29 protein-coding genes and 1 pseudogene are annotated in these 22,298 nt (G+C 64.0%); 17 read left to right on the top strand and 13 right to left on the bottom strand.

Going from position 1 to position 22,298, the window contains the following annotated elements:
• Positions 1 to 139: 139 nt before the first annotated feature.
• The 3 genes from F817_RS0111310 to F817_RS0111300 are packed head-to-tail and all read right to left on the bottom strand — an operon-like array spanning position 140 to position 2,542.
• Positions 140 to 1,474, bottom strand: a complete 1,335-nt coding sequence (locus F817_RS0111310) for an ATP-binding protein (RefSeq protein ID WP_024327755.1) — start codon at positions 1,472 to 1,474, stop codon at positions 140 to 142.
• 25 nt (positions 1,475 to 1,499) lie between these two features.
• Complete coding sequence (locus F817_RS0111305; protein ID WP_024327754.1) at positions 1,500 to 2,216, bottom strand: response regulator transcription factor; 717 nt, start codon at positions 2,214 to 2,216, stop codon at positions 1,500 to 1,502.
• Complete coding sequence (locus F817_RS0111300) at positions 2,213 to 2,542, bottom strand: PepSY domain-containing protein (protein ID WP_024327753.1); 330 nt, start codon at positions 2,540 to 2,542, stop codon at positions 2,213 to 2,215. Before F817_RS0111300 ends, F817_RS0111305 begins: the two co-directional genes overlap by 4 nt.
• A 95-nt stretch (positions 2,543 to 2,637) precedes the next feature.
• Between F817_RS0111300 and F817_RS0111295 the strand changes: the two genes are divergently transcribed.
• Both F817_RS0111295 and F817_RS0111290 read left to right on the top strand, forming a co-directional pair.
• Positions 2,638 to 2,949 (top strand): DUF2288 domain-containing protein, encoded by a 312-nt coding sequence (locus F817_RS0111295; protein WP_024327752.1) that lies wholly within the window; start codon positions 2,638 to 2,640, stop codon positions 2,947 to 2,949.
• Positions 2,950 to 2,958: 9 nt separating this feature from the next.
• On the top strand, positions 2,959 to 3,351 hold the full coding sequence (locus F817_RS0111290) for a DUF3775 domain-containing protein (protein WP_024327751.1): 393 nt from the start codon (positions 2,959 to 2,961) through the stop codon (positions 3,349 to 3,351).
• Positions 3,352 to 3,375: 24 nt separating this feature from the next.
• On the opposite strand, the gene F817_RS0111285 is transcribed toward F817_RS0111290, so the two are convergent.
• Complete coding sequence (locus tag F817_RS0111285; RefSeq protein ID WP_081644495.1) at positions 3,376 to 3,684, bottom strand: PilZ domain-containing protein; 309 nt, start codon at positions 3,682 to 3,684, stop codon at positions 3,376 to 3,378.
• Positions 3,685 to 3,909: 225 nt separating this feature from the next.
• Here F817_RS0111285 and F817_RS0111280 point away from each other — a divergent pair, with 225 nt between their 5' ends.
• Positions 3,910 to 4,221: a c-type cytochrome gene (locus F817_RS0111280; protein WP_017942662.1), complete on the top strand. Its 312-nt coding sequence runs from the start codon at positions 3,910 to 3,912 to the stop codon at positions 4,219 to 4,221.
• Between the two features lie 17 nt (positions 4,222 to 4,238).
• Positions 4,239 to 5,534, top strand: a complete 1,296-nt coding sequence (locus F817_RS0111275; RefSeq protein ID WP_024327749.1) for an NAD(P)/FAD-dependent oxidoreductase — start codon at positions 4,239 to 4,241, stop codon at positions 5,532 to 5,534.
• A 306-nt stretch (positions 5,535 to 5,840) separates the two neighbouring features.
• On the opposite strand, the gene F817_RS0111270 is transcribed toward F817_RS0111275, so the two are convergent.
• Entirely contained in the window at positions 5,841 to 6,041 is a 201-nt protein-coding gene (locus F817_RS0111270) for a YdcH family protein (protein ID WP_017942660.1), read from the bottom strand.
• 143 nt (positions 6,042 to 6,184) lie between these two features.
• On the opposite strand from F817_RS0111270, the gene F817_RS0111265 reads away from it, so the two are divergent.
• On the top strand, positions 6,185 to 6,955 hold the full coding sequence (locus F817_RS0111265; RefSeq protein WP_024327748.1) for a S9 family peptidase: 771 nt from the start codon (positions 6,185 to 6,187) through the stop codon (positions 6,953 to 6,955).
• 120 nt (positions 6,956 to 7,075) lie between these two features.
• Here the strand turns inward: F817_RS0111265 and F817_RS0111260 are convergent, their stop codons facing one another.
• Positions 7,076 to 7,816, bottom strand: coding sequence for a ferredoxin--NADP reductase (locus F817_RS0111260; protein ID WP_024327747.1), 741 nt, complete (start codon positions 7,814 to 7,816; stop codon positions 7,076 to 7,078).
• A gap of 115 nt (positions 7,817 to 7,931) precedes the next feature.
• On the opposite strand from F817_RS0111260, the gene F817_RS0111255 reads away from it, so the two are divergent.
• A complete protein-coding gene (locus F817_RS0111255) occupies positions 7,932 to 8,513 on the top strand; it encodes a thioredoxin family protein (protein ID WP_024327746.1) in 582 nt (193 codons plus the stop codon).
• 127 nt (positions 8,514 to 8,640) lie between these two features.
• A complete protein-coding gene (locus F817_RS0111250) occupies positions 8,641 to 9,171 on the top strand; it encodes a hypothetical protein (RefSeq protein ID WP_024327745.1) in 531 nt (176 codons plus the stop codon).
• A 206-nt stretch (positions 9,172 to 9,377) separates the two neighbouring features.
• Here F817_RS0111250 and F817_RS0111245 read toward each other — a convergent pair whose 3' ends face one another.
• Entirely contained in the window at positions 9,378 to 9,734 is a 357-nt protein-coding gene (locus F817_RS0111245; RefSeq protein WP_024327744.1) for a hypothetical protein, read from the bottom strand.
• Positions 9,735 to 9,832: 98 nt separating this feature from the next.
• Here F817_RS0111245 and F817_RS0111240 point away from each other — a divergent pair, with 98 nt between their 5' ends.
• Positions 9,833 to 10,039, top strand: coding sequence for a hypothetical protein (locus tag F817_RS0111240; protein WP_024327743.1), 207 nt, complete (start codon positions 9,833 to 9,835; stop codon positions 10,037 to 10,039).
• A gap of 104 nt (positions 10,040 to 10,143) precedes the next feature.
• Here the strand turns inward: F817_RS0111240 and nadA are convergent, their stop codons facing one another.
• The gene (nadA, locus tag F817_RS0111235) at positions 10,144 to 11,226 is read right to left on the bottom strand and encodes a quinolinate synthase NadA (protein ID WP_024327742.1); all 1,083 of its coding nucleotides are present in this window, start codon (positions 11,224 to 11,226) and stop codon (positions 10,144 to 10,146) included.
• Between the two features lie 136 nt (positions 11,227 to 11,362).
• Here nadA and F817_RS0111230 point away from each other — a divergent pair, with 136 nt between their 5' ends.
• Both F817_RS0111230 and F817_RS0111225 read left to right on the top strand, forming a co-directional pair.
• Positions 11,363 to 11,794: a hypothetical protein gene (locus F817_RS0111230; RefSeq protein WP_024327741.1), complete on the top strand. Its 432-nt coding sequence runs from the start codon at positions 11,363 to 11,365 to the stop codon at positions 11,792 to 11,794.
• Positions 11,791 to 12,330: a protein disulfide oxidoreductase gene (locus tag F817_RS0111225; RefSeq protein WP_024327740.1), complete on the top strand. Its 540-nt coding sequence runs from the start codon at positions 11,791 to 11,793 to the stop codon at positions 12,328 to 12,330. Before F817_RS0111230 ends, F817_RS0111225 begins: the two co-directional genes overlap by 4 nt.
• 58 nt (positions 12,331 to 12,388) lie before the next feature.
• On the opposite strand, the gene F817_RS0111220 is transcribed toward F817_RS0111225, so the two are convergent.
• Together F817_RS0111220 and F817_RS14335 are read right to left on the bottom strand one after the other, a co-directional pair.
• Entirely contained in the window at positions 12,389 to 12,688 is a 300-nt protein-coding gene (locus tag F817_RS0111220; RefSeq protein ID WP_018144608.1) for a HigA family addiction module antitoxin, read from the bottom strand.
• 364 nt (positions 12,689 to 13,052) lie between these two features.
• Positions 13,053 to 13,262, bottom strand: a pseudogene (locus F817_RS14335) (type II toxin-antitoxin system RelE/ParE family toxin); the annotation flags it as partial.
• Positions 13,263 to 13,465: 203 nt separating this feature from the next.
• Between F817_RS14335 and F817_RS0111210 the strand changes: the two are divergent.
• Both F817_RS0111210 and F817_RS0111205 read left to right on the top strand, forming a co-directional pair.
• Positions 13,466 to 13,708, top strand: a complete 243-nt coding sequence (locus F817_RS0111210) for a type II toxin-antitoxin system Phd/YefM family antitoxin (protein WP_024327739.1) — start codon at positions 13,466 to 13,468, stop codon at positions 13,706 to 13,708.
• Positions 13,708 to 14,088, top strand: a complete 381-nt coding sequence (locus F817_RS0111205) for a type II toxin-antitoxin system VapC family toxin (protein ID WP_024327738.1) — start codon at positions 13,708 to 13,710, stop codon at positions 14,086 to 14,088. Before F817_RS0111210 ends, F817_RS0111205 begins: the two co-directional genes overlap by 1 nt.
• Positions 14,089 to 14,190: 102 nt before the next feature.
• Here F817_RS0111205 and F817_RS0111200 read toward each other — a convergent pair whose 3' ends face one another.
• A complete protein-coding gene (locus F817_RS0111200) occupies positions 14,191 to 15,057 on the bottom strand; it encodes an SUMF1/EgtB/PvdO family nonheme iron enzyme (protein ID WP_024327737.1) in 867 nt (288 codons plus the stop codon).
• A gap of 274 nt (positions 15,058 to 15,331) precedes the next feature.
• On the opposite strand from F817_RS0111200, the gene F817_RS0111195 reads away from it, so the two are divergent.
• Positions 15,332 to 15,868: a Tfp pilus assembly protein FimT/FimU gene (locus F817_RS0111195; RefSeq protein WP_024327736.1), complete on the top strand. Its 537-nt coding sequence runs from the start codon at positions 15,332 to 15,334 to the stop codon at positions 15,866 to 15,868.
• Between the two features lie 31 nt (positions 15,869 to 15,899).
• Here the strand turns inward: F817_RS0111195 and F817_RS0111190 are convergent, their stop codons facing one another.
• Entirely contained in the window at positions 15,900 to 16,331 is a 432-nt protein-coding gene (locus tag F817_RS0111190) for a type IV pilin protein (protein ID WP_024327735.1), read from the bottom strand.
• A gap of 189 nt (positions 16,332 to 16,520) precedes the next feature.
• On the opposite strand from F817_RS0111190, the gene F817_RS0111185 reads away from it, so the two are divergent.
• From F817_RS0111185 to F817_RS0111170, 4 genes are read left to right on the top strand one after another with little or no spacing between them, the layout of a single operon-like run.
• Positions 16,521 to 17,057 (top strand): GspH/FimT family pseudopilin, encoded by a 537-nt coding sequence (locus tag F817_RS0111185; protein ID WP_024327734.1) that lies wholly within the window; start codon positions 16,521 to 16,523, stop codon positions 17,055 to 17,057.
• Positions 17,051 to 17,929, top strand: coding sequence for a PilW family protein (locus tag F817_RS0111180; protein WP_024327733.1), 879 nt, complete (start codon positions 17,051 to 17,053; stop codon positions 17,927 to 17,929). Before F817_RS0111185 ends, F817_RS0111180 begins: the two co-directional genes overlap by 7 nt.
• A complete protein-coding gene (locus F817_RS0111175) occupies positions 17,926 to 19,125 on the top strand; it encodes a PilX N-terminal domain-containing pilus assembly protein (RefSeq protein ID WP_024327732.1) in 1,200 nt (399 codons plus the stop codon). Before F817_RS0111180 ends, F817_RS0111175 begins: the two co-directional genes overlap by 4 nt.
• A 53-nt stretch (positions 19,126 to 19,178) precedes the next feature.
• Complete coding sequence (locus F817_RS0111170) at positions 19,179 to 20,825, top strand: prepilin-type N-terminal cleavage/methylation domain-containing protein (RefSeq protein WP_024327731.1); 1,647 nt, start codon at positions 19,179 to 19,181, stop codon at positions 20,823 to 20,825.
• A 164-nt stretch (positions 20,826 to 20,989) separates the two neighbouring features.
• On the opposite strand, the gene F817_RS0111165 is transcribed toward F817_RS0111170, so the two are convergent.
• A complete protein-coding gene (locus F817_RS0111165) occupies positions 20,990 to 22,198 on the bottom strand; it encodes an IS256 family transposase (RefSeq protein ID WP_024325948.1) in 1,209 nt (402 codons plus the stop codon).
• Positions 22,199 to 22,298 lie beyond the last annotated feature (100 nt).

Genomic DNA, 22,298 nt, shown 5'->3' with positions numbered 1-22,298 from the left:
GGTCGATGCGTTTCGCTACGCTCAACACATCCTACGGTGCACGATGCCAAGCGGCGGGGTGCCATTAGGGATCCTCGTAGGATGCGTTGAGCACCGCGAAACGCATCAAGGGAGAGCCCCGACTCCGTCCGCACTGTCTTCAGGACGCGGAGAACACCATGCGGATGCGCGCGCCATGGAGCTCCGGGGCCTGCTCGATGAACAGCGTCCCGCCGTGGTCCGTGACCAGCGTGTGGATGATGCTGAGTCCCAGGCCCTGCCCCTCGCCTGGGCCGTCATCCTGGCCACCGCGGGTATCCGCGCGCTGGCCGCGCTCCAGCACCCGGGCGCGGTCGGCCGGCGGAATGCCGGAGCCATCATCGTCGATGATCAGCATCACCTCGCCCGGCTGGCAGCGGGTGGTCACGCGGACCCGCGTGGTCGCATGGCGAATGGCGTTATCCAGGGTGTTGCCGAGGAGCTCGAATATCGCGCCACTGTCCATGCGCAGCGCGCAGCCCGGGGCCAGATCGGTCTCCAGCGCCACCCCCTCCTGCGCCGCGAGCCGGCCCAGCGCCTGTCCCGTCCGTTCGATGATCGGCGCCAGCGGCTCGGCGGCCTGGAACGGAGCCGGGCCGAGCCGTTGGGCCTGATTGAGCTGGTGCTGGACGATGCCCTGCAGCCGATCCACCTGGCGCTGCATGTCGTCGGTGTCCGGGCGACTACTCTCGAGATTCAGGCGCAGCGCGGAGATCGGGGTCTTCAGGCTGTGGGCCAGGTCCGCCAGGGCATTCTGCTGGCGCGCCAGGCGCGCCCGCTCGAACTCGACCAGGTCGTTGATGCTGCCGGTCAGGGCGCGAACCTCGGTGGGGTAGTCCCCGGCCAGGCGGGCATGATCGCCGTGGCGCAGGGCGTCCAGGTCGCGCCTGACCTGGCGCAGCGGGCGCAGCCCCCAGAACCACAGCGCCAGGGACAGCACCAGGATCATCGACAGGGTCATCGCGCCCAGCCCCTGCCACAGGCTGGTGCGGTACTGCTCGACCTGCTCGTTGAAGGCCTCGCGGTCCTCCAGCATCTGGAAGGTGAGGCCCACCTGGTCCCCTTCCAGCTCCCATTGCACCGGCAGGCTGAAACTGAAGTACTCGTCTTCCGACCAGTCGCGCAGCGAGACCCCGACGGCCGATGGCGAACGCCAAAGGGTCTGGCCCTCCTCGCCGAGGATGCGGGCATAGAGGCCGCTGACCGGAAGCTGCAGGCGGCTCTCCGGGAGCATCTCGGGGACCCGGACATCGGCCGGCCCGATGACCTCGGCCAGCCCCATCAACAACAGGACCTGGGCCTCCAGCCGCGTTTCCACGGCATCCGCGGCGTTGTCGCGAAACCCCGCCTCCAGCACCCAGGCCGTCAGCAGCGAGAAGATCAGGACGGTGACTGCCGTGACACCCGCCAGCCGCAGGACCAGGCTGCCGCGCAGCTGGCGCAGGACCGCTCTCATGCGGACCGGGCGGCCTCGCGGCGACTCATCGGGCGCTGTCCGACTCGTTTTCCGGCGCGGCGTCGGGTTCGCGGGCGAAGCGGTAGCCACGCCCGCGCAGGGTCTCGATCAGGCCCAGGCTGCCGTCGGCATCCAGCTTGCGCCGCAGGCGCCCGATGAGCACCTCGATCACGTTGCTCTCGCGATCCTCGTCGTGATCGTAGAGGTAATCCGCCAGCGCGTCCTTGCTGAGCACCCGGCCGGGCTGGCGGACCAGGGTCATCAGCAGGCGGTACTCGAACGTGGTCAGGGTCACCGGTTCGCCGTTCAGCCAGACCTCGTCGCCGGCAGTGTCGATCACCAGCGGACCGAAGTGGAGACGCTCCTGGCCGGACTGCAGGCTGCGCCGTGCCAGGGCACGTAGCCGGGCCAGGAGCTCCTGGATATGGAACGGCTTGGCCAGGTAATCGTCGGCACCGGCCTCCAGGCCCTCGACCTTGTCCTGCCAGCGATCGCGCGCGGTCAGGATCAGGATGGGCAGGCGCGGCTTCGATTCGCGCGCCTTGCGGATCACGTCGAGCCCGTCCATGCCCGGCAGGCCGAGATCCACCACGGCGATATCGCAGTGGTACTCGGTCAGCAGGTACAGCCCGGTCTCGCCATCCGAGGCGGTATCCACGCGACAGCCGCTGCGGTCCAGCTCCTCGCCGATCTGGTTGCGCAGGGCGACGTCATCCTCGATCAGTACCACGCGCAGGTTCATTCCGGGAGCTCCACTTCAGTACCTTCCTCGATGCGCAGGGTACGCACCTGCTGGTCGTTGGTCAGGATGCGGATCACGAACAGGCGCGCCCCGTAGCGGCTCACGTCCTCGCGGGCATGCAGCACCCGGCCGGGGTAATGCGCCTCGATCTGGGCGACGGCCTCGTCCAGATCCCAGACGGCGGCCTCGGGGTCATCGGTGTTGAACTGGCCCTGGGCCGGGAGCGCGACAAACAGCAGCGTGGCCAGCACCAGCACGGGGCCCGTGCGGGGCCGCATCAGGTGCCACACGCGGTGTCCGGGCTGCAGATCCGGCGTAGGTCGCATGTCGGCGCATCCTCCGGGCATTTGCGTGGAAAGGTCTTGAAGATGCAAGGGTATCGGCCTAGCCTGAACGATATCTGAAACCGACCGGAACCGTCATGCACGACGCCCCTGCCGAACAACCCGAAATCCCGCTGGAAGAAGAGGCCGGCCCACTGCCGTGGAAGGAACTCATGCCGCATTTTGCCCGCGGCGTGGTGATCCGCGTGGCGCCGGAACTGGACCTGATCGAGGTGGCCCGCGCCTTCCGCGATGACGCCACCCAACAGGTGAGCGAATGGCTGGCCAATGACCAGGTCGCGCGCGCCTCGGATGACGATGCCCGCCGCTGGGCCGCGAACGATCCGATCTTCACCGCCATCGTGGCCGCGCCCTGGGTCCTCGCCCAGGAGCGGACCCCGTCCCACTAGCCCCCGACGATGACCGTCTCCCTTGGCATCACCGGCGAGACCATGGAACGACTAATCCAGGCCGCACGGGAATTCCACGCCAAGGAGGATGTGGTCTTCCCGGACACCGGGGCCGAAGGCAGCGACGACGACTGGGCCCTGCAGGTGCTGGCCGACCACGCCAGCGACCTGACCCTGCAGGAACTCGAGGGTACGCTACGCGACCTGGGCCCCGAACAGCAGGCGGAGCTGCAGGCGCTCAGTGGCGTCGGGCGCGGGGATTACGCGGTCACGGACTGGGATACGGCGCTGCAGGAGGCGCGCGACGACTGGAGCCCGGACACCGTGCACTGGTTGCTGACCAATCCGCTGATCGCCGACGAGTGGGCCGCAGGCCTGGAACAGATCGAGCGCGAGGCGTAACGCGCGCTCGGGGCAGTCGCCTGCCTATTCCAGTTCCTCGGGGTCGAAACGCACCGCGATGCCGCCATCCATCACCCGCACCACCTGGGCCTTCACCCGCGGCGCCTCACCGCCATCACCCAGCACGCCGAACACCTGCAGCATCAACTCGTCGTCCGAGGCGAGCTTCATCAGATGTCCCACGCAGGCGTTTTCCGGATCGTCCCACTCCAGGAAGGCCCCGCCGCCGGAGATGTCGTTGGTGGTAAGGGTGACCTTGTCCCCGCTCTCGCACTCGGCCACAACCTCGACCGTCATCGGGATCCGTGGATGACGCCGTCGTTCCCCTGTCATGGCACTCCTCCTGACCGCAGTTGCCTTTGCAATGTATCGAAAAGGCGTTTTTTCTGTGCTATACGGTCTGCATGATCGTTCGTTTTCGCGATCAGGCGCAACTATCGGGCTCGAACCCGATGGCGCGAATCACAACCCGGATCATCACACCGGGCCAAAGGATGAAGGCAGTACGTCACAGCTGTCGCTCGCAAAAAGCCACTTCTAACGGAGGAGTCCGTTTCAATGAAGAAATCGCATTTGTACCTGGTGGGGCTTGCCGCCTCTCTGGCGATGGCGGGCACTGCTACCCAGGCCCTCGCCGACGACGAAATCACCCGGGGCCAGCTGATGGCCGCCTCCTGCAAGGCCTGTCACAACGCAGCCGCTGCTGACAGCGGGGTTCCTGACCTGAACCGCATTCCCGCTGACGTCATCGTGAGCCAGATGAAGGCATTCCGCGACGGGGACCGCGACGCGACGATCATGGATCGTCACGCCAAGGGCTACACCGACGAGGAAATGGAAGCGATGGCCGGCTACTTCAGCCGCTTCTGATCAGGGGGAATCCAATTATGCAAGACTTTACTCGACGCAATTTCCTGAAGGTCGCCGGCATCAGTAGTGCCGCGGCCTTCACCGGTATCGGCTGCGCCGCCAACGGCATGCGGGGAGCCGACAAGGCCCATGTGGTCGTCGTCGGCGGCGGCTCCGGCGGTGCCACCGCCGCGAAGTACATCAAGCAGTTCTCGCCCAACATGCGAGTCACGCTGATCGAGCCGAACGCCACCTACTACACCTGCTACGGCAGTAACTGGGTGATCGGCGGCTTCGCCGGCATGGACGACATTGCCCACGGCTACGACACCCTGCGCGACGACTACGGCATCGAAATCATCGAGGACCGGGTCACCGCGGTGGACGCCGACGCGCGCAGCGTGCGCCTGAGCGGAGGCGACCGCGTGAGCTACGACAAGCTCGTGATGTCCCCGGGCATCGACTTCCGCTACGACGACATGCCAGGCATCTCCGAGTCCGATGCCGACCGGATCCCGCACGCATGGAAAGCCGGCTCGCAGACCGAGCTGCTGCGCTCCCAGCTGCGCGACATGCCGAACGGCGGCGTGTTCGTCATGGTCGCTCCGCCCAACCCGTTCCGCTGCCCGCCGGGGCCGTACGAACGGGTATCGCTGGTCGCGAACTACTTCAAGCAGGAAAAGCCGCGTTCCAAGATCATCATCCTCGATCCGAAGGATGGCTTCTCCAAGCAGGGCCTGTTCGAGGAAGGCTGGGCCGAACACTACGGCGACATGATCGAGTGGCGCGCCGGTTCCGATGGCGGTCGCGCCGAGGAGATCGACGTCTCCAACATGACCGTACTGGCCGACAGCGGTTTCGAACGCGTCCGCGCCGACGTGCTGAACTTCATCCCGGCCCAGCGTGCCGGTCAGATCGCCCATGACGTGGGCCTGACCAACGACGAAGGCTGGGTGCCGGTCGACCAGCTGACCTTCAAGTCGGAGATGGACGACAACATCTACGTCCTGGGGGATGCCAGCGTGGCCGGCGCCATGCCGAAGTCCGGCCACTCGGCCAACAACCAGGGCAAGATCGTGGCCGCCGCCATCGTGCGCGAGGTCTCGGGTCAGGAGCCGATCAACCCCTCCTCCGCCAACACCTGCTACAGCCTGGTCACCCCGGACTACGCAATCAGCGTGGCCGCGGTCTACCAGTACCAGGACGGCGCGATGGCCGGGGTATCCGGTGCCGGCGGCGTCAGCCCGTCGGGTGCCAGCTCCAGCTTCCGCCGCCGCGAGGCGGAATACACCCGGGCCTGGTACGCCGGCATCACCAACGACATCTGGGGCTAGTCCCCGGCGTTCCTGTACGGAACACACTCGAACGGCGCCTCCGGGCGCCGTTTTTTTTGCTCACCACGAAGCGCGCGAGGAAATGCAAGTTCAAGATCGGTTAACAGGAAGGATGGAAGAGCGGAAGAAAAACAGATTGTTTTGCGGCTGGTCGTGAGCCCCAGACCCGACCGACGGGTGAACGCTTACCAGATCGATCTTGACCCAAGACCAATAGCCTTGCCTTTCTTCGCGTCTTCTAATCTTCCTGTCAGGCGCTTTTCTCTCCTGCGTGTCCCCGTGTACTTCGTGGTGAATCAAGACGGTTCAGGCGTTGAGGTCGGGGATCAGGCGGCTGCGCAGACGCTGGATGGCGTCCTTGAGCTGCAGCTTGCGCTTCTTCAGGCGCTGGATGGCAAAGATGTCCGGCGCGGCCTGCTCGTGCATCACGCCGATCGCGGAATCCAGGGCCCGGTGCTCGGCCTCCAGCTCGGCCAGGCGTGCGCGAATCTGACTCTCGGTTTCCAAGCCGGCCCCCAGTGGTCCCGTGAAGTGGTGGCCGTGTACCGGGGGACTCCCCGCGTGGCCATTCGGATCATCAAACCCGTATGATCGCAGACCGTCCCCGGCGGGACCATAGCCAGCCCTCCCTTGTTACCGGAGCCTACCCGATGGCGGTTCACAACACGTCGCTCACCATCCAGACCCCGCGCGGCACCCGGCTGGGCGGCGTGGTCGTCGCGCCCGAGGCGGAGGCCATCCGCGGCCAGGCCTGCATTGCGCACTGCTTCGCCTGCTCCAAGGATTTCCCCGCCACGGTGCGACTGGCACGCGCGCTCGCCGAGGAGGGTATCGCCACGCTGCGCTTCGACTTCATGGGGCTGGGCGACTCGCAAGGCGAATTCCGCGACAGTACGCTGGAGAGCTATTGCGAGGACCTGCACTCCGCCATCGAGGCGCTGGAAACCCACACAGGGCGGCATACCAACCTGCTGATCGGCCACAGCTTCGGCGGTGCCATGGCGATTTATGTCGGCGCTCAGCGCGAGTCGCTCGACGGCATCGTGACCATCGCTGCCCCCAGCCGGCCCGGACATGTCGCCCACCTGTTCGGCGACACCGCCGACGAAATCCGGCGCGAGGGCTGCGCGCGCATCAATATCGGCGGGCGACCGGTGGAGATCGGTCGCGCCTTCATCGATTCGATCGAGGAACCGACCCTGGACCACGCCCTGGAGACCCTGAAGCAGCCGCTCCTCCTGCTGCACGCACCGGGCGACACCGTGGTCAGCGTCGATCACGCCCGCAAGATCTTCCAGCAGGCCCACCACCCCAAGAGCTTCGTCGCCCTGCACCAGACCGACCACCTGCTCTCGCGCCCGGAACACACCCGCTACGTCGCCGGCCTGATCCGCGCCTGGTCGGCGAACCTGCTGGACTAGAACCGGGGCCCGCCCCGGGGGCTTGATACTCGTAGGAGCGTGCTTGCACGCGAAGCCCCTGCCCACTTCCGACTTTGGCAGGGGCTTCGCGTGCAAGCACGCTCCTACATATCCGGGGGCCTACCAGTAATTCTCGGTCGTGATCTGCCCCGGCTTGCGCCGGCGGTTCTTCTCCAGCCCGCGCTCCTTCAGGATGGCGGTGGTGTCCTGCACCATGGCCGGGTTGCCGCACAGCATCACCTGGGAGTGCTCCGGCGTGATCTTCAGGCCCGCGTGATGCTCCAGGCGGCCCTCGGCGATCGCGGCCGGTACACGGCCCTCGAGCCCGCCCGGGAACGGCTCGCGGCTGACAAACGGAATGTACTGGAACTGCTTCGGGTCACGTTCCTGGAACTGCCGGATCGTGTCCTGATAGGTAAGCTCCTCCACCTGGCGAACCGCGTGGACCAGGCGGATGTTCTCGAAGCGCTCCCAGGGGGCATCCGTCTTCAGCATGGACAGGAACGGCCCCAGCGCGGTACCGGTGGAGAGCAGCCACAGGTCACGCCTGTCCGGTAACTCGTCGAGGGTAAAGAAGCCCGTCGCGCGCGGCATCAACTCCACCGTATCACCCGGCTCCAGCTGCACCAGGCGGTTGGACAGCGGACCATCCGGCACGGTGATCAGGTAGAAATCCAGCGGGCGTTCGTCCGGGGCGTTCACGTAGGAATACGGCCGGCCGACCATCTCCCCGTCGATCTCCAGGCGCAGGCGATTGAACTGCCCCGCCTTGAACGGTTCGACCTCGGCATCCACGCGCAGCGAGAACAGGCGATCCGTCCACTGCTTCCGCTCCTGTACGACACCGGTCACCCAGCCCATATTCCCTACTCCATTGCTCAGGTATTATTCGAAAGAGTGCTGGCGCGTGCGGAAGGTTTCAAGCATCCCCGGCCAACGCCGTATAATTGTCGCAAATCCGACTACTGGAGCAGTCATGGCCCGCACCCCCTCGCAGATGATCGAACTCGGCACCGAGGCACCGAACTTCTCCCTGCCGGACGTGGTATCCGGCGAGACCATCAGCCTCGACAGCTTTCCCGATGCGAAAGGCTACATGATTGCCTTCATCTGCAATCACTGCCCGTTTGTGCAGCTGATCCGTCACGAATTCGCCCGCTACGGCCGCGAATACTCGAACAAGGGCATCGCGGTGATCGCGATCAACTCCAACGACATCCAGGCCGTGCCGGACGACGCGCCGGACAAGATGAAGGATGATGCCCGCCGCTTCGGCTACAACTTCCCCTACTGCCTGGACGAGGACCAGTCCGTCGCCAGGGCCTACCACGCCGCCTGCACCCCGGACCTCTACCTGTTCGATGCCGACCGCAAGCTGTTCTACCGTGGGCAGTTCGACGAGACGCGCCCGGGTTCCGACACGCCAGTGACCGGCCGTGACCTCCGCGCGGCCAGCGACGCCCTGCTCGCCGGCCAGCCGGCGCCCGAGCCGCAGCATCCGAGCCTCGGCTGCAACATCAAGTGGCGCCCCGGCAACGAGCCGGACTACTACGGCTGAGACGGGCACGCCGCTTGAAAAGGGGGCTCGTCACGGGACCGGCGCTGCCAGCAGCCGGCCTTGCGGGGGCGGGCACGCGCGATCGCGCGCCGTATACTGACCCGACACCCCGAATAATGGTCGTCGCATGCCCCCCAGCAACGTAATCGACGGGCCGCGGGTTGCCACCTGGCGCTGCCCCTCCTGCCAGGAGTCCGTGCCGCGCCTGCTGCCGAACGGCGAGAGCAACCGCATTGCGCTCCCTCCGGAACGCATGGCTCTGCCCGACACCACGGTGCAGCAGGCCTGTGCGCGGGTACAGGGACTGCGCGCACCCGAGATCTGCTACGCCTGCGATCAGGCCTATCAGGAGCTGCTGGGCACCCTGGTCCGTCCGCCCGCGGAGCTTGGCGATGCCCGCGGCGAACCCGGGCTGAACGACACCGGCATCATCGGCGCGCTGCTGCCCATCGCCGACCAGGGCACACAGATCCTGATCTTCAACGTGATCAACGAGGAACTGCGCTGCACCGAGATTGAACGCCTGATCAGCTTCAACCCCGACCGCCTGACCTACCCCGGCTCGCGCGGTGCCATCGCCCCTCGCATCTGGGCGCTATACGAGGACCACCTGGCCCAGCTCCATGCCCGCGCGCCGACGCCCTACCATCCAGAATAACGCTTCCGTACCCGGCCCGACCTGACCCTCGACCAGACCCCCTTTCGTCGTCACCCCGGAAACCGCGCAGCGGTTATCCAGGATCTCATACGCCAAAGCCACCGGAACCACCGGAGATCCCGGCTCTCCGCTTCGCGGCGGCCGGGATGACACAGGATGCGAACGGCCGGTTTCGGATGGCGGTTGCCGCGTCCCCTTACATCACCTCAGGCCTCGTCTTCGGCATCCACGCGCGCGAGCATGCGCATACCGCCAACCATGCAGCGCAACGCCTCCAGGGTCTGCAGATCGAAAGCCGCCCCGGTTTCCCCCGGCAGCTTCCAGTATTTAGGACGGCAGGCGGCCGGGCGCTCCGCGGGCATGGCGCGACCAGCCGCCGCGTCGACCGCGACCAGCAGATCGGCCCAGGCCAGATCCTCGTCCGCAACCTCGGCCATGGCCCGCGCCGGGCGCACCTCGATCCAGTCCTCGAACTCGGCCGCGGCGGCCAGCTCGGCCACGCGCGCCGCACGCCCGTCGGGTCGCTCGGCCGCCACCAGCAAATGCGCCCGGCGCTTAAACATCTCCGACGCTCCGCAAGCCCATTTGTCCGGCGACCGCCACCAACGCCAAGCTGGCTTGGTAGATACTGATCACCCATCGCATACGGAGAACGGACACCATGGCCCACCTCGACTGGTCGCATTACCCGGTGAATGAACTGAAGCTCGTCTACAGCACCCTGCACGCGCAGCTGACGCTGGAGCCCGAGCTGATGGATTCCGAACTGATGGCCGATCTGCAGACCTTCCTGCAGCAGGAAGCAAAAGCTGCCGGCGTGGACGCCTCCACCCACTCGCAGTGGGCCGCGTGGCTTAACGACCGATAAACAGCAACCCCATCGTAGGAGCCTGCTTGCAGGCGAAGCCCTTGTCCGCATCCAACTTTGGCAGGGGCATTCGCCTGCAAGCAGGCTCCTACGGATATGCGACATCAGGCGTCGCCTTCGGTGGCCTTGCGGTGTTCGGCGGCGAAGTCGAGCATGCGCTGGGTGGCGACCAGGGCCTTCTGGCGCGCGGTCTCGTCGATGAAGATCTCGTTCTTTGCCGGTTCGGCGGTGTCCTCCAGGGTCTCGGCCAGCGAGACCAGGTCGTTCATCGCCATCCACGGGCAGTGCGCGCAACTGGTGCAGGTGGCGCTGTGGCCACCAGTGGGCGCCTCGATCAGCTTCTTGTCCGGCGCCGCCTGCTGCATCTTGTAGAAGATGCCCTTGTCCGTCGCGACGATGAATTCCTGTTCCGGGCGATCCTTCACCGCGGCGATCAGCTGGCTGGTGGACCCGACCACATCGGCCTGGTGGATCACCTCGCGCGGCGACTCCGGATGCACCAGCACGGCGGCGCCGGGATGGCGCCCGCGTAGATCTTCCAGCGCCCAGGACCGGAACTCGTCATGGACCACGCAGGAACCGTCCCACAGCACCATGTCGGCGCCGGTGGTGCGGCGGATGTAGTCGCCCAGGTGCTTGTCCGGGGCCCAGAGGACCTTCTTGCCCTGATCACGCAGGTGCTCGACCAGCGGTACGGCGATGCTGGAGGTGACGACGTAATCGGCCTGCGCCTTCACGTCCACCGATGTGTTCGAGTACACGACGACCGTGTGGTCCGGATACTGCGCGCGGAACTTCGCGAACTCGTCCGCCGGACAGCCCAGATCCAGCGAGCACTCGGCCTCCAGCGTCGGCATCAGCACGCGCTTTTCCGGGCTCAGGATCTTGGCGGTCTCGCCCATGAAGCGCACCCCGGCCACCACCAGCGTCTCGGCCGGGTGCTCCTTGCCGAAGCGCGCCATCTCCAGGGAGTCGGACACACAGCCGCCGGTCTCGTCCGCCAGACGCTGCAGGGATTCATCCACGTAGTAATGCGCAACCAGCACCGCGTTGCGCTCGATCAGCAGCCGCTTGATACGGCGCACCAGTTCGTCGCGCTGAGCATCGCTCAACGCATGCAGCGAGGCCGTCACGTGTGCCGTGGTCGGGACGTGATAAAGCGGCTTGTCGGCTACCGGTGCATTCATGCGTTCCTCGCTCCCCGACGCGGTCGGAGAAAATTACAGTCTGCTTATGGTACGACAGGCTTTCGCATGGTGTCGTTCCTGCAGATTGTGGGGGCGTACACCCGGAACCCAACCACCCCCCTATAATGCCCGTCCGATGGAGACGCTTGCCCGCCAATACAAGGCGCTGTCATTTGAAGAGCGCATGGACCTGGCCCTGTCCGCGGACCTCGAGGACCCCTGGCGGCCGCTGCTGGTACGCGACCAGCACGCCCAGGTGAAGGCCTACTTCTCCCGCCGTATGGACCTGACACCCGAAGAGGTCGCCCTGCTGCTGGCCGACCCCAACCAGACCGTACGCCTGAACTGCGCCAAGCGCCCGGACCTGACGCCGGAACAGGTGGAGGCCTGCGTGAACGACCGCGACCCCAACCTGCGCTACTTCGTCGCGCGCAACCCGCTGCTTACCGACGCGCAGCGGGAACGCCTGATGGACGACGAGGACGAACTGGTACGCATCGCCGTGCGCAAGGGCCCCAAGAAGCGGGGCACCCGCGCCCGCCCCGGACAAGCCGAGATGATCCGTTGACCGAAAAACAGCCCGAAAAGCCGAAACGCCCCAAGCCCTCCCGACGCCGCCGCGCGCTCGGCTGGGGCATCCAGATCGGCCTGGCCTTGGTGATCTTCCTGGCCGTGCGCGCCTGGATGGCGCGCGACATGGTCGAGGGCCCGGCCCCCGTGTTCGAGGCCCAGCTGCTGGACGGCACGCCCGTGACACTGGCGGATTACGCGGACGAACCCATGCTGCTGCACTTCTGGGCCACCTGGTGCCCGATCTGCCGCCTGGAGGAAGGCGAGATCGTACGCCTGTCGCAAAGCCATCCAGTGCTGACAGTCGCCATGCAGTCTGGCGTAAAGGAAGAGGTACTCGACCATCTGAACGAACGCGAGCGCGAACTGGCCGTGATCAACGACCCGGAGGGCGCCCTCGCCGCGCGCTACAACGTGCGTGGCGTCCCAGCGACCTTCATCATCAACCCCGACGGCGAGATCGTCTTCCGCAAGCAGGGCTACGCCCCACCGCTGGAGCTCCGCCTGCGCCTCTGGCTCGCCCGCTGGCTGTAGCGCCTTCATGCAAACGGTGCAGTTCGCTTCGCTCAGTGCACCCTGCGTCCAACCGTGATCACGCGGCGCGGGGTTCGATCTCGCTACGCACGCGGTCGGCGAGTTCGATCTGGGCACGCCGCAATTCGTATTCAACCTGGAGGTTCAGCCAGAAACGCTCGGAAGTACCGAAATAACGCGCCAGCCTCATGGCCGTGTCGGCGGAGACGCCCCGGCGCTCGCGCACAATGTCATTCATGCGCGTCGTCGGCACGTGCAATGCCCCGGCAAGCGCGTTCACACTAAGCCCTAGCGGAGCAAGAAACTCCTCGCGCAGGACCTCGCCTGGATGGATGGGCCGCATACCGTTTGTAGTCATGCTCTAACCTCCTTCGCGAACCCTTCAGTGGTAATCGACGATCTCCACGTCCTCGGCACCCTCGTCCGTCCACCGGAAACAAATGCGCCACCAGGGAAACACTGATCAATGTACGCACTCGCGCTCGAGTCGCTTTTGCACGCGAACAAGGCGCGGCGACTGCCGTGCAGTCACTCTGCACAAGGGAGCCGCAACGCCGTGCGCGCGCAAAAGCGGCCGAGCCCCTGTGGGGTTGGTGCCCCCTGTTGCCCGATCCGGCGTTACGCCGCTTGGCCGTAGAATGACTACGGCACTGCGCGACGCGCCTTGTCTCGGAAAACAGGGGGCACCAACGCGAGCGCGTACATTGATCAGTGTTTCCCTAGGCATTGATGCGAATGCTGTGCTGTCCCACGCGGTCACCAGACAGGGGTTCCAGCCGGTTTCCCGGCGGTGACCGCAAATCCTGCAGCGTCTCCGCCGATTGAAGCTGAATCAGCTTGCGTTCCGCGATCGTTCGGACGCTTGACCAACGTCGACTTCTGCCCGTTTCGAACAGCGCCCGGGTTTCCCTACACCGAAAGCTTCTGATCATGGGCACATGATATAACGCTTAACGGTAAGCAGCAAACCAATGGCGCAGCTCGCTTCGCTCAGTGCACCCTACGTCCAGCCAGCCCTGCGTAGGATGCTGCTGAGCGAAGCGAAACGCATCAAAATGGCCGTGGCCAGCAACCCAGCTTCTTGACCCCCAACGCGCACAAGTTACACTTCAAAGTGTAACCAAGGGAGGCCGCCATGGAAGCCACCACCAAGGACATGCGCCTGCACAGCCGCGAACTGCTCGCCGCCGTGGACCGGGGCGAGGAAATCGAAATCACGTATCGAGGGCGCCTGCGCGCCAAATTGGTCCCATACCGGAGCGCCGCGGCCCCGCAAGCACGCGCCGCCCACAATCCACTGTTTGGACTCTGGCGAGACCAGCAAGGCTCGGTTGACGAACACGTCCGACGAATCCGGCAACCGAGGAAATTCAAGTAATGCTAGTGGACACGGATGTCCTGATCTGGAATCTGCGCGGGAATCAGAAAGCCGGCGAATGGCTCGACCGCTCGCCCGGATTCACGGTGTCCGCCGTAACCTACATGGAGCTCATCCAGGGCCTGCGCGACCAGACCGAATTCCGCGCGCTGCGCCAAGCCATCCAGTACTGGGACGCCCGCATCCAACCGGTAAGCGAAGCCATCTCGAACCGCGCAACCTTCCTTGTCGAGACCTACGCCCTCAGCCACAACATGCAGATGGCCGATGCGCTGATCGCGGCGACCGCCACACAGCTGGGCCTGCCACTCGTCACGGCCAACGATCGGCACTATCGGCACATTGAGGGTTTGGAAATACACCTGTTTCGACCCGAATAACGGATCGGTGCAGTTCGCTTCGCTCAGTGCACCCTACGTCCAGCCAGCCCCGCGTAGGATGCTGTTGAGCGCAGCGAAACGCATAGCCCTCGGGCGAAGTGACTAATCGTCCAGCTCGCGCAGGACGCGGAAGCCCAGATTGGTATCCATCTCGTCGATGTTGCGGCGGCGGCGGGCCGCGCTGCGCGTATTCACGGCGGCATCGAACCAGGAGCCGCCCTTGGTCACCACCCACTCGTTTTCCGGGTCTCGGCGATAGACGCCGTCACGCGGCAGCGACTGGTGTCCGTCGTGCCAGGGGGTGGAGGTGAACTCCTGCACGTTCCCGTGCATGTCGTACAGCCCCCAGAGGTTCGGCTGGAAGCTGCCCACATCCAGCGGGCGCGACAACGGGAAACACGCCGGGATATACCACCTGCGCCGCTGGCGCCGCTCCTCGTACGGAAACAGCGAATTGAAGTGCACGTCGCGGCACCCCACCACCTCGCCGAAGGCGAACGGCGTGCGCGTGCCCGCCCGACAGGCGTATTCCCACTCCGCCTCGGTCGGCAGACGATAGCGCTTGCCCGTCTCCTCGCTCAGCCAGTCCAGATACTGCTGGATGCTGTCCGGCTTGATGTTGAAGATCGGCATGCGCGGGGTGCTGGGCCACACCAGCCACTCCCAGGGTTCCCAGCCAGTCGCCGCCTGGAAAGCCTCCCACTCCTCGCGGGTGACCTGATAGCGCCCCAGCGCAAAGGGTCGCTCCAGCGCCACGTAGCGCCGCGGTGCCTCATGCGGCTGATGGCCGTACTCCGAGGCATCCGAACCCATCTCGAACTCCCCGGCCGGAATCACCTGCAGCTCCGGCGTCGACGCGCCGGAACGCGCGTCGTCACGAAACCCAACCGACACCCCCGCCTGACGCGCCGCCTGCTGCTGCAAATCCAGCAGATCCGCCTGATCCATCCGCTGCACGTCCTTCACCATGAGCCTGCTAACCTCCAGCACCTTCAATTTCGCTGCACCTGCCACGCCGCGTCATTACGGAGCCCCCGGCCCGTCATTGCGAGCGAAGCGAAGCAATCTCCGGTCGCATCCGCGGCATCCAGTCAGCACCATCGCCAGCATGCCTGCCGGAACCTCTGACTTGTAGGCAACCTGTCGCCCGCAACGTTCCAGCACCACCCGACCTGGCCCGTGGCCTCGGGCGCCGCGCTCGTCTATGCTCTCGCATGCACGCGATCTCAGGGAGGAGACGACGATGCAGACTTGCAAAGGAATCACGGCCATCGAGCTGATGGTCGCGTTGGGCGTGCTCGCCATCCTGGCCATGCTCGCCGCCCCTAGCTTCGGCCAGATGCTCGAGCGTCAACGCGTCATCGGCGCCACCAACAGCCTGCTCAACGCCATGCATCTTGCACGCAGCGAGGCGATCAAGCGCAACGAGCGCGTCACCCTGTGCCCGTCCAGCGACGGCGAGACCTGCCGCGAAGACGGCGACTGGGCAGATGGCTGGATCTGGTTTGCGGATCGAGGCAACACGGGGGACCGAGCCGACGGCGATCCGCTGATCGGGCACGCTGCCCCGAACTTGGCCAACGTCCAGGTCAGCGGCAACTCACCGGTTCGGGACTACGTCTCGTACGTGCCCCGCGGAACGACGCAGCGCACCAGTGGCGCCTTGCAGATGGGAAGCTTCACCGTATGCGGCCGCGCCGAGGAGGGGCGCCGCGTGATCGTCAGCAGCATCGGGCGGCCGCGAAGTGAACCGCAGTCAGACTGTAAGATCGAGCCATAAATCCGGTTCAGACAGCCAGGTGGGCAGCACCTCACCAGCATTCCTCCTCTCCTCCTGGAGTCCCGCCGCGTACGGCCGAACCGCCGGTAACTGCGAGGGTGATCGTCTGACACCTTGAATCATTGGTTTGACGCCCCTGTGGAGAGGCGACCGCTTGGTAACCGGTGCCGCTCGGTGAGCCATCGCCGTCAGGGCCGGTGATACTCAGGGTGTAATTCTCATTGTTGAAATTCTCAGACCCACCCAGTTCGCTCATAGTAGCGTACGTAGCGTTGTTGGCCCGCCAGCGCTCTTGTTCCAACTGGATACGGAGCAGCGCATCGTGCGCATCGGCGCGCTGCGATTTGAGGATGTAGTTCTGATACGACGGATATGCGATTGCCGCCAGGATGGCCACGACCGCGACCACGATCATCAGCTCGATCAGGGTGAATCCCAGCGCCTTCGTGTTTGCTGCCTTCATCGCTCTATCCCCTCGGACACTTCCGTTTTCGCCAAACCCGATTCCACCACAATCGCCCGCCAGCTAGCCCTGTCAATATCGCGAGTGGAAGCATTCGCACCACGAGCGGTAGCCAGACGGCATGCCCAAGATACCCCAAACCGTATAATGGGAGTCGAGACCTCCCTTCCTCCTGCCCGGGGACCGCGCATGGCCGCACCGCAAAAACCCTTCGGCTTCACCCTGATCGAGCTCATGATCACCATCGCCGTGCTGGTGGTCCTCGTCACGCTGACTGCTCCGGCCTTCAACCTGGCCGAGCAGCGCCGCGTAATCGGTGCCGCCGAAAGTGCCCTCGACCAGATCCAGATGGCCCGCACCGAGGCCATCAAGCAAGGCCAGAACATCTTTTTTGTCAGCAAGGTGGACGGTGACAGTTGGTGCCACGCGATCTCCGATACCGCGGGCTGCGACTGCATGGTGGCGGATTCTTGCACCATCGTCATGGCGGGCGGCGAGGCGCCAGTGGAGCGCACTCGAACCCACGACGGCTTCCGAGGGGTCACCATGACGGGCGACCAAGAGATCGAGTTTGACAACGTTCGTGGAGCGCTCCTCAATCCCAACGACCGTCAAAATCTCTCCTTCACCTCCGACAGCTTCGGAATGGAAGTTCAGATCAACCCGATTGGACGGCCACGTGCCTGCGGCACCAATCGCGCCATGGGGGCCTACAGCGAATGTTGACACCTGTGCAAACAAACCGCTTCTCGCGGCTACCGCGACATTTCTCCGGTAGTAGCCGGGGGTTCACCCTGGTCGAGCTGATGATCGGGATTGTGGTCGGCCTAATCGTAATCGCCGGCGTCACCGCCCTGTACATCACGGTAATCCGCGGCAGCGCGTTCGTGGTCACTGAGGCTCGCGTTATGCAAGACACGCGCATCCCCATGGATTTCATCGCCACCGATTTGCGCCGTGCTGGCTACAGCCATCCGAGCCGTCTTGCGGGCCCCATGGGCAACCCTTTTATGGAGATTGATCGCGAAATCGCCATTCATGACTTCGGCGGCGGTAGCAGAAACTGCATCTTGTTCAGTTATGACCCCACATTCCGCTACGACCCCATGGGTGGTACGCCTTACAACATGAACAATGACCTGAGTGACCTAGTCGCCGAGGGTGACCAGTTTATTTTTGGGTACCGACAAAATCCCAATGACGGCACGATCCAGATGCTCGTCGATGGAAGCGTAACCAATACCACAAGTTGCACTACCGGGCGCTGGGAGGATCTCAGCGATCCGGCCACCACGAACGTCACAGAGATGACGTTCAGCTCAGAGGATTCCTCCTGCCTCAACACCACACTGGATATCAGCTCTGGAGCGAACGCTCCGATAGACGCTTTTGACCAGGCTGGAGCAGGAGCAACCGCCTTCTGCGAAGATTATTACTCTAAAGAAGTTGAATCAGGCGAGAGCAACATTTACATCGAGAGCCGACAGATCCGATTGTTGCTAGCCGCCAATGACCGCAGAAATTCCGGGACATCGGTGAATTTTGACGAGACCATCCGCGTCCGAAACAACCGCATTTTCGCGAGGATCGAACCATGATTTCGACGCAACTCAAGACCATGCCATCCCGGCAGAAGGGGGTGGCGACGCTACTGGTTGCATTGATCATCATGGTCGCCATCACCCTCACCGTACTGTTTACGGCGCAAACCTCGATTCTTGAAGAGCGCATGGCCGCGAACGAGGTTCGAATGAAACTGACTGGCAATGCGGCCCAGGCAGGTATCGATGAAGCCATTGCATTCGCGATCGATAATGACGATGTAACCCAGCAATTCGGAAGAGATTATACTCCGGACGGCCGCGCAACCTGGTACCGAGCGGCCTACGTCGCGCCTGACCAGATCGGGAACATACCAACATGCCCGGGTAACCCCGCGAACTTTGCCGCGGCGATCCCCGGCGGCCCGCCGGAAAACCTGCGGGATACCGTCATTTGGTCCTGTGGCTGGAGCGACGACCTCACTGCTCGAAAGGGTATCACGATCGGTGTGCGTGGCGCGCCTTCGCTGGCCGACCCACCCACGAATCCTCTGATCACTCGAGGGGGCGTGGATACCAACGGACGTGCCCGTGTCTTCAACGCCTATAACAACCTGACGATCTGGTCAGGCGGCGAACTGGACGTGACAGGCAACCCCGGGAACACATTCATACGCAACGAGGATGTAGCGCGCCCGTCGGACAACGATCCAATTCCTGCCCTCCCACAACCCCCGAATTGCAATACGTCAGATCCATTCTGGGAATGCACCACGGACGCCAACATGGTGGGCCCCGACGTTATTGCCGGGGACCTCCAGCTTGCTTCTCTGACGAACGACCAGTTTTTCCTGAACTTTATGGGGCAGGATGCGGAAAGCTACCGCGACTCAGTTGTGACCGAAAGGGACCCGGAAAGTATCGACGGGATGACCAACGAGGTGATCTGGTTCGACGGCGACGCCTCGCTCGACGGTACGGTCGGAACGCGCGAGGCGCCCGTGGTCTTAGTCGTCGACGGAAATGCCGACGTAACCGGGAACTTCGAGATGCACGGTGTCCTATACGTTCGGGGCGATCTGCGCGCCAATGGCACACCGAAATTCTATGGGGCATCGGTCATCGAGGGCGAAACCGCCGATATCGGAGGCACCCCATCGTTTATCTACGATCCAATCTCAGCCTCCGGAGCTGGCAACCTCGGGGCAAGCGGTGTTCTTTCAGGAACCTGGCGAGATTGGTCTGAACTGTGATCTGGCCCTTGAATTCGTATCTGTCTGCCGAACGCGGACTGGGAGTACGCAACATGCGCAAACCTGACAATCATCGCTCCGCCCGAGGCATTACGCTCATTGAGGCCTTGGTGGCACTCGCTATCGTTTCCATTGGGCTGCTCGCGATTGCAAGGCTCCATGGCGAGCTGATGGCAAACGCAGGGGACTCCAAAGCTCGCGCGGAAGCCGTTCAGGTCATCGAAAGCGAAGTGGAAAAATTGCGCAACGCGGTCACGTTCGATGACCTTCTGGATCGTATCGACGATGCGCGAAACACACCGCCGTATGAAGGCAAAAACGCAACCATCACACTTACTTGGGACAACCTGCCCACAGGCAGCAATTTTCACTCCTTTGACCCAAGTGTCACCGCCCAATGGACTGACCGGCGAGGCAACCCCCAGAGCATAACGCTCGACAGCACCGTCACCTGGACGAACCCTCGTACCAGTGTCGCCATTGCCGATGCCGACGGCAATGGCGGAAACTTTGTCGAACGTCCGACAGGCCGAGCCCGGATGGGCGGTGATGACATTCTGGAAGGGGCTGATATTACCACCACGACAAATGTGATCGAAGGGACCACGCTTGAGGACGGCACCGAAATGCGGAGCGATGGCGAAGGAACCGTCCAGCTCGTTCGCGACGGCGAGGTCCTGATGACCATGGAAACGACGAACCCAGGCGAGGTTTTCAGCACCGTCAGCGGTCGTTTCTATTTTAGTAACAACATCAACGTACAGCTTACCCGGGTCCTGACCTCCGATGCGGGGCTTTGCACGAGGCGCGGGAATGAGTTGGCAGGGCAGCCAGTCGAACCGTTCGTGGACGCGAGCTCGGGCTACAAGTATTTCTACTATCAGTGCTACATCGGCGAAGGCTGGTACGGCAACGTCGGGGTCGTTCGCCTAGACAGCGCCGCCAATCAGGATCGGATTTGCGTCGGTGACCACACGGCGGCAGAAACCGCTGCATGGGATAGCCGCGAGGCCCGCCTGAGCACAATCCGGCGATATCGAGCCTTTGTCGAAGATGGCTCAGGCGGCTACGTAGCGGTCGGCATGGGGCGCGAACCTGCCCAGGCCGACAGTGAGAACCCTTCCTATGTTGCCCAAACCATCGCCGGCCACCATTTCATGTCTAGCCACCTTACGGGGCAAGCAAACTGCGAAAGTGTCCTAGAAGCCTCCGAAGGAGCGTTCATTGGGAACGCTGGCCGCAACTACTGCCTCCACCCTGATGGAGTAGGCTGCGGGGATGACACACTTCCCGATGACTCGGATGCAGAACCCACGGTTATCACCAAGGTTGTGGGAGATATCAACTATGGAGTCAACAACACTCATAACGAAGGCTGGACCGTCTCGGCAATCCAGTTCGATGGCGGGACATGCGTGCTTGACAGGGATGCGCACCCGCAATCGGAAGCTATTGTTAGCTTCACTTGCAACATTGACCGCGAAGGTTGGACCGGCGGTGACTGGTTTGGCGATATGACGCTCACGCACGGAGGCGCACTCTGCTCCTTTTCCCAGACCTTTGTGAATGCTGATACCGGAAATACCGAAGGGTCCGCTGAACGAACCGGTAACAACACCATACATTTCAAGGATGTGGTCGAGTCCGAAATGCTTGAGCTGAACGAAATCCGGATCCGCGAGGAAGCAGGCGACTGCTGAATAAGTGGAGACTTTACGGGGACAGATGCTTTTGATCCCCAGCAACGTCAAGCCCTGGCTGCCAGGGTCAAGCTTCGGGGTCAAACCTTGCCTTTTGCCTCGGCGGGTTGTGTGCGTCAAGTTGTGCAGAAGTGAGTCGGCCATGTTCGGTTGGTCGGTATGGCTCAGGCGGCCTCGGCCTGCCGGAGCAGGATTTTCTTGTGCTCTTTGAGCAGATCCATGTTCAGGTAGCGGTTGTCCTCCAGCCAGCCTTCGTGGATTTCGACGGCCAGAGCCCGCACCAGACGTAGACAGCTGTGGGTGTTGGGGAAGATCCGGACCACTCGGGTTCGGCGCCGAATCTCCTCGTTCAGCCGCTCGAGCATGTTGGTGCTCTTCATGTGCTTGTGGTGGGCCCGCGGCAGGCGGTAGAACGTCAGGGTCTCCTGGATGTTCTCCTCCACCCAGTCGCACAGGCGGGGATACTTCGCCTGCCAGCGCTCCAGCCAGGCCGCCAGATCGCGCTGGGCCTCGGTCAGATCCCGGCGGTCGTAGAGCCAGCGCAGCTCTTGCAGGCAGTCGTCGTCGGCCTTGCGCGGCAGGTGGTCCAGGGCGTTGCGCAGGAAGTGCACATAGCAGCGCTGCCATACCGCTTCCGGGAGGATCTCCAGGATGGCCCGGCGCAGCCCTGCGTGCTCGTCGCTGACCACCAGTTCGACCCCGTTCAGCCCGCGCTCGCGCAGCCGCTCCAGGAAGGCGCGCCAGCTGCTCGCGCTCTCGCGACTGGCCAGCTCCACCCCCAGCACCTGACGCCGGCCTTCCCAGTTGACACCGATGGCAATCAGCACCGCCTGGGACCGGATCACGCCGCCCTCGCGGACCTTCTCGTAGCGCGCGTCCAGGATCAGATAGGGGCAGGGCTCCTCCAGGCGCCGCGACGCGAACTCCGCCAGGCGGCCGTCCAGCCCCCGGTTGATGGTCGAGATCGCCGAGGCCGAGAACCCGTGACCGCACAACTCCTCGGTGATGGCCTTGACCTTGCGCGTCGACACGCCCTGGACATACATCTCCATCAGGGCCGAGACCAGCGCCTTCTCCGAGCGCTGATAGCGCTCGAACAGGCTGGTGGAGAACTGGCCGTTGCGGTCCCGGGGGACCCGCAACTCCAGCTTGCCCACGCGTGTGATCAGGGTGCGCGGGTAGTACCCGGCCCGGTAGCCCAGGCGGCCCTCGGTGCGCTCCCCCGGTGCCGCCTGGAGCTGGTCGCTCATCTCGGCTTCCAGGACCTGCTGGACCGCCTCGCGCACCAGCGTGCGCATCAGTTCCTCGTCTGTCCCCAATAGCGCTCGCAGTGACGTGCGATCCGCAGTAGCCTGGCTCTTGTGAGTGGTCATGGTCTCGCCCTCCTTGAGGGGTTCCGGTGGTCGCTAACCAGCCCGAATACCATGGCCGCTCACCTCCTGCCAGCTTCTGCACACAACTCAGCACACTACT

The sequence above is a fragment of the Thioalkalivibrio sp. AKL19 genome, assembly GCF_000420165.1.
Lineage (GTDB): Bacteria > Pseudomonadota > Gammaproteobacteria > Ectothiorhodospirales > Ectothiorhodospiraceae > Thioalkalivibrio.
The sequence above is the reverse complement of the archived record's forward strand: the minus strand, read 5'-3'. Positions and strand labels throughout refer to the sequence as shown.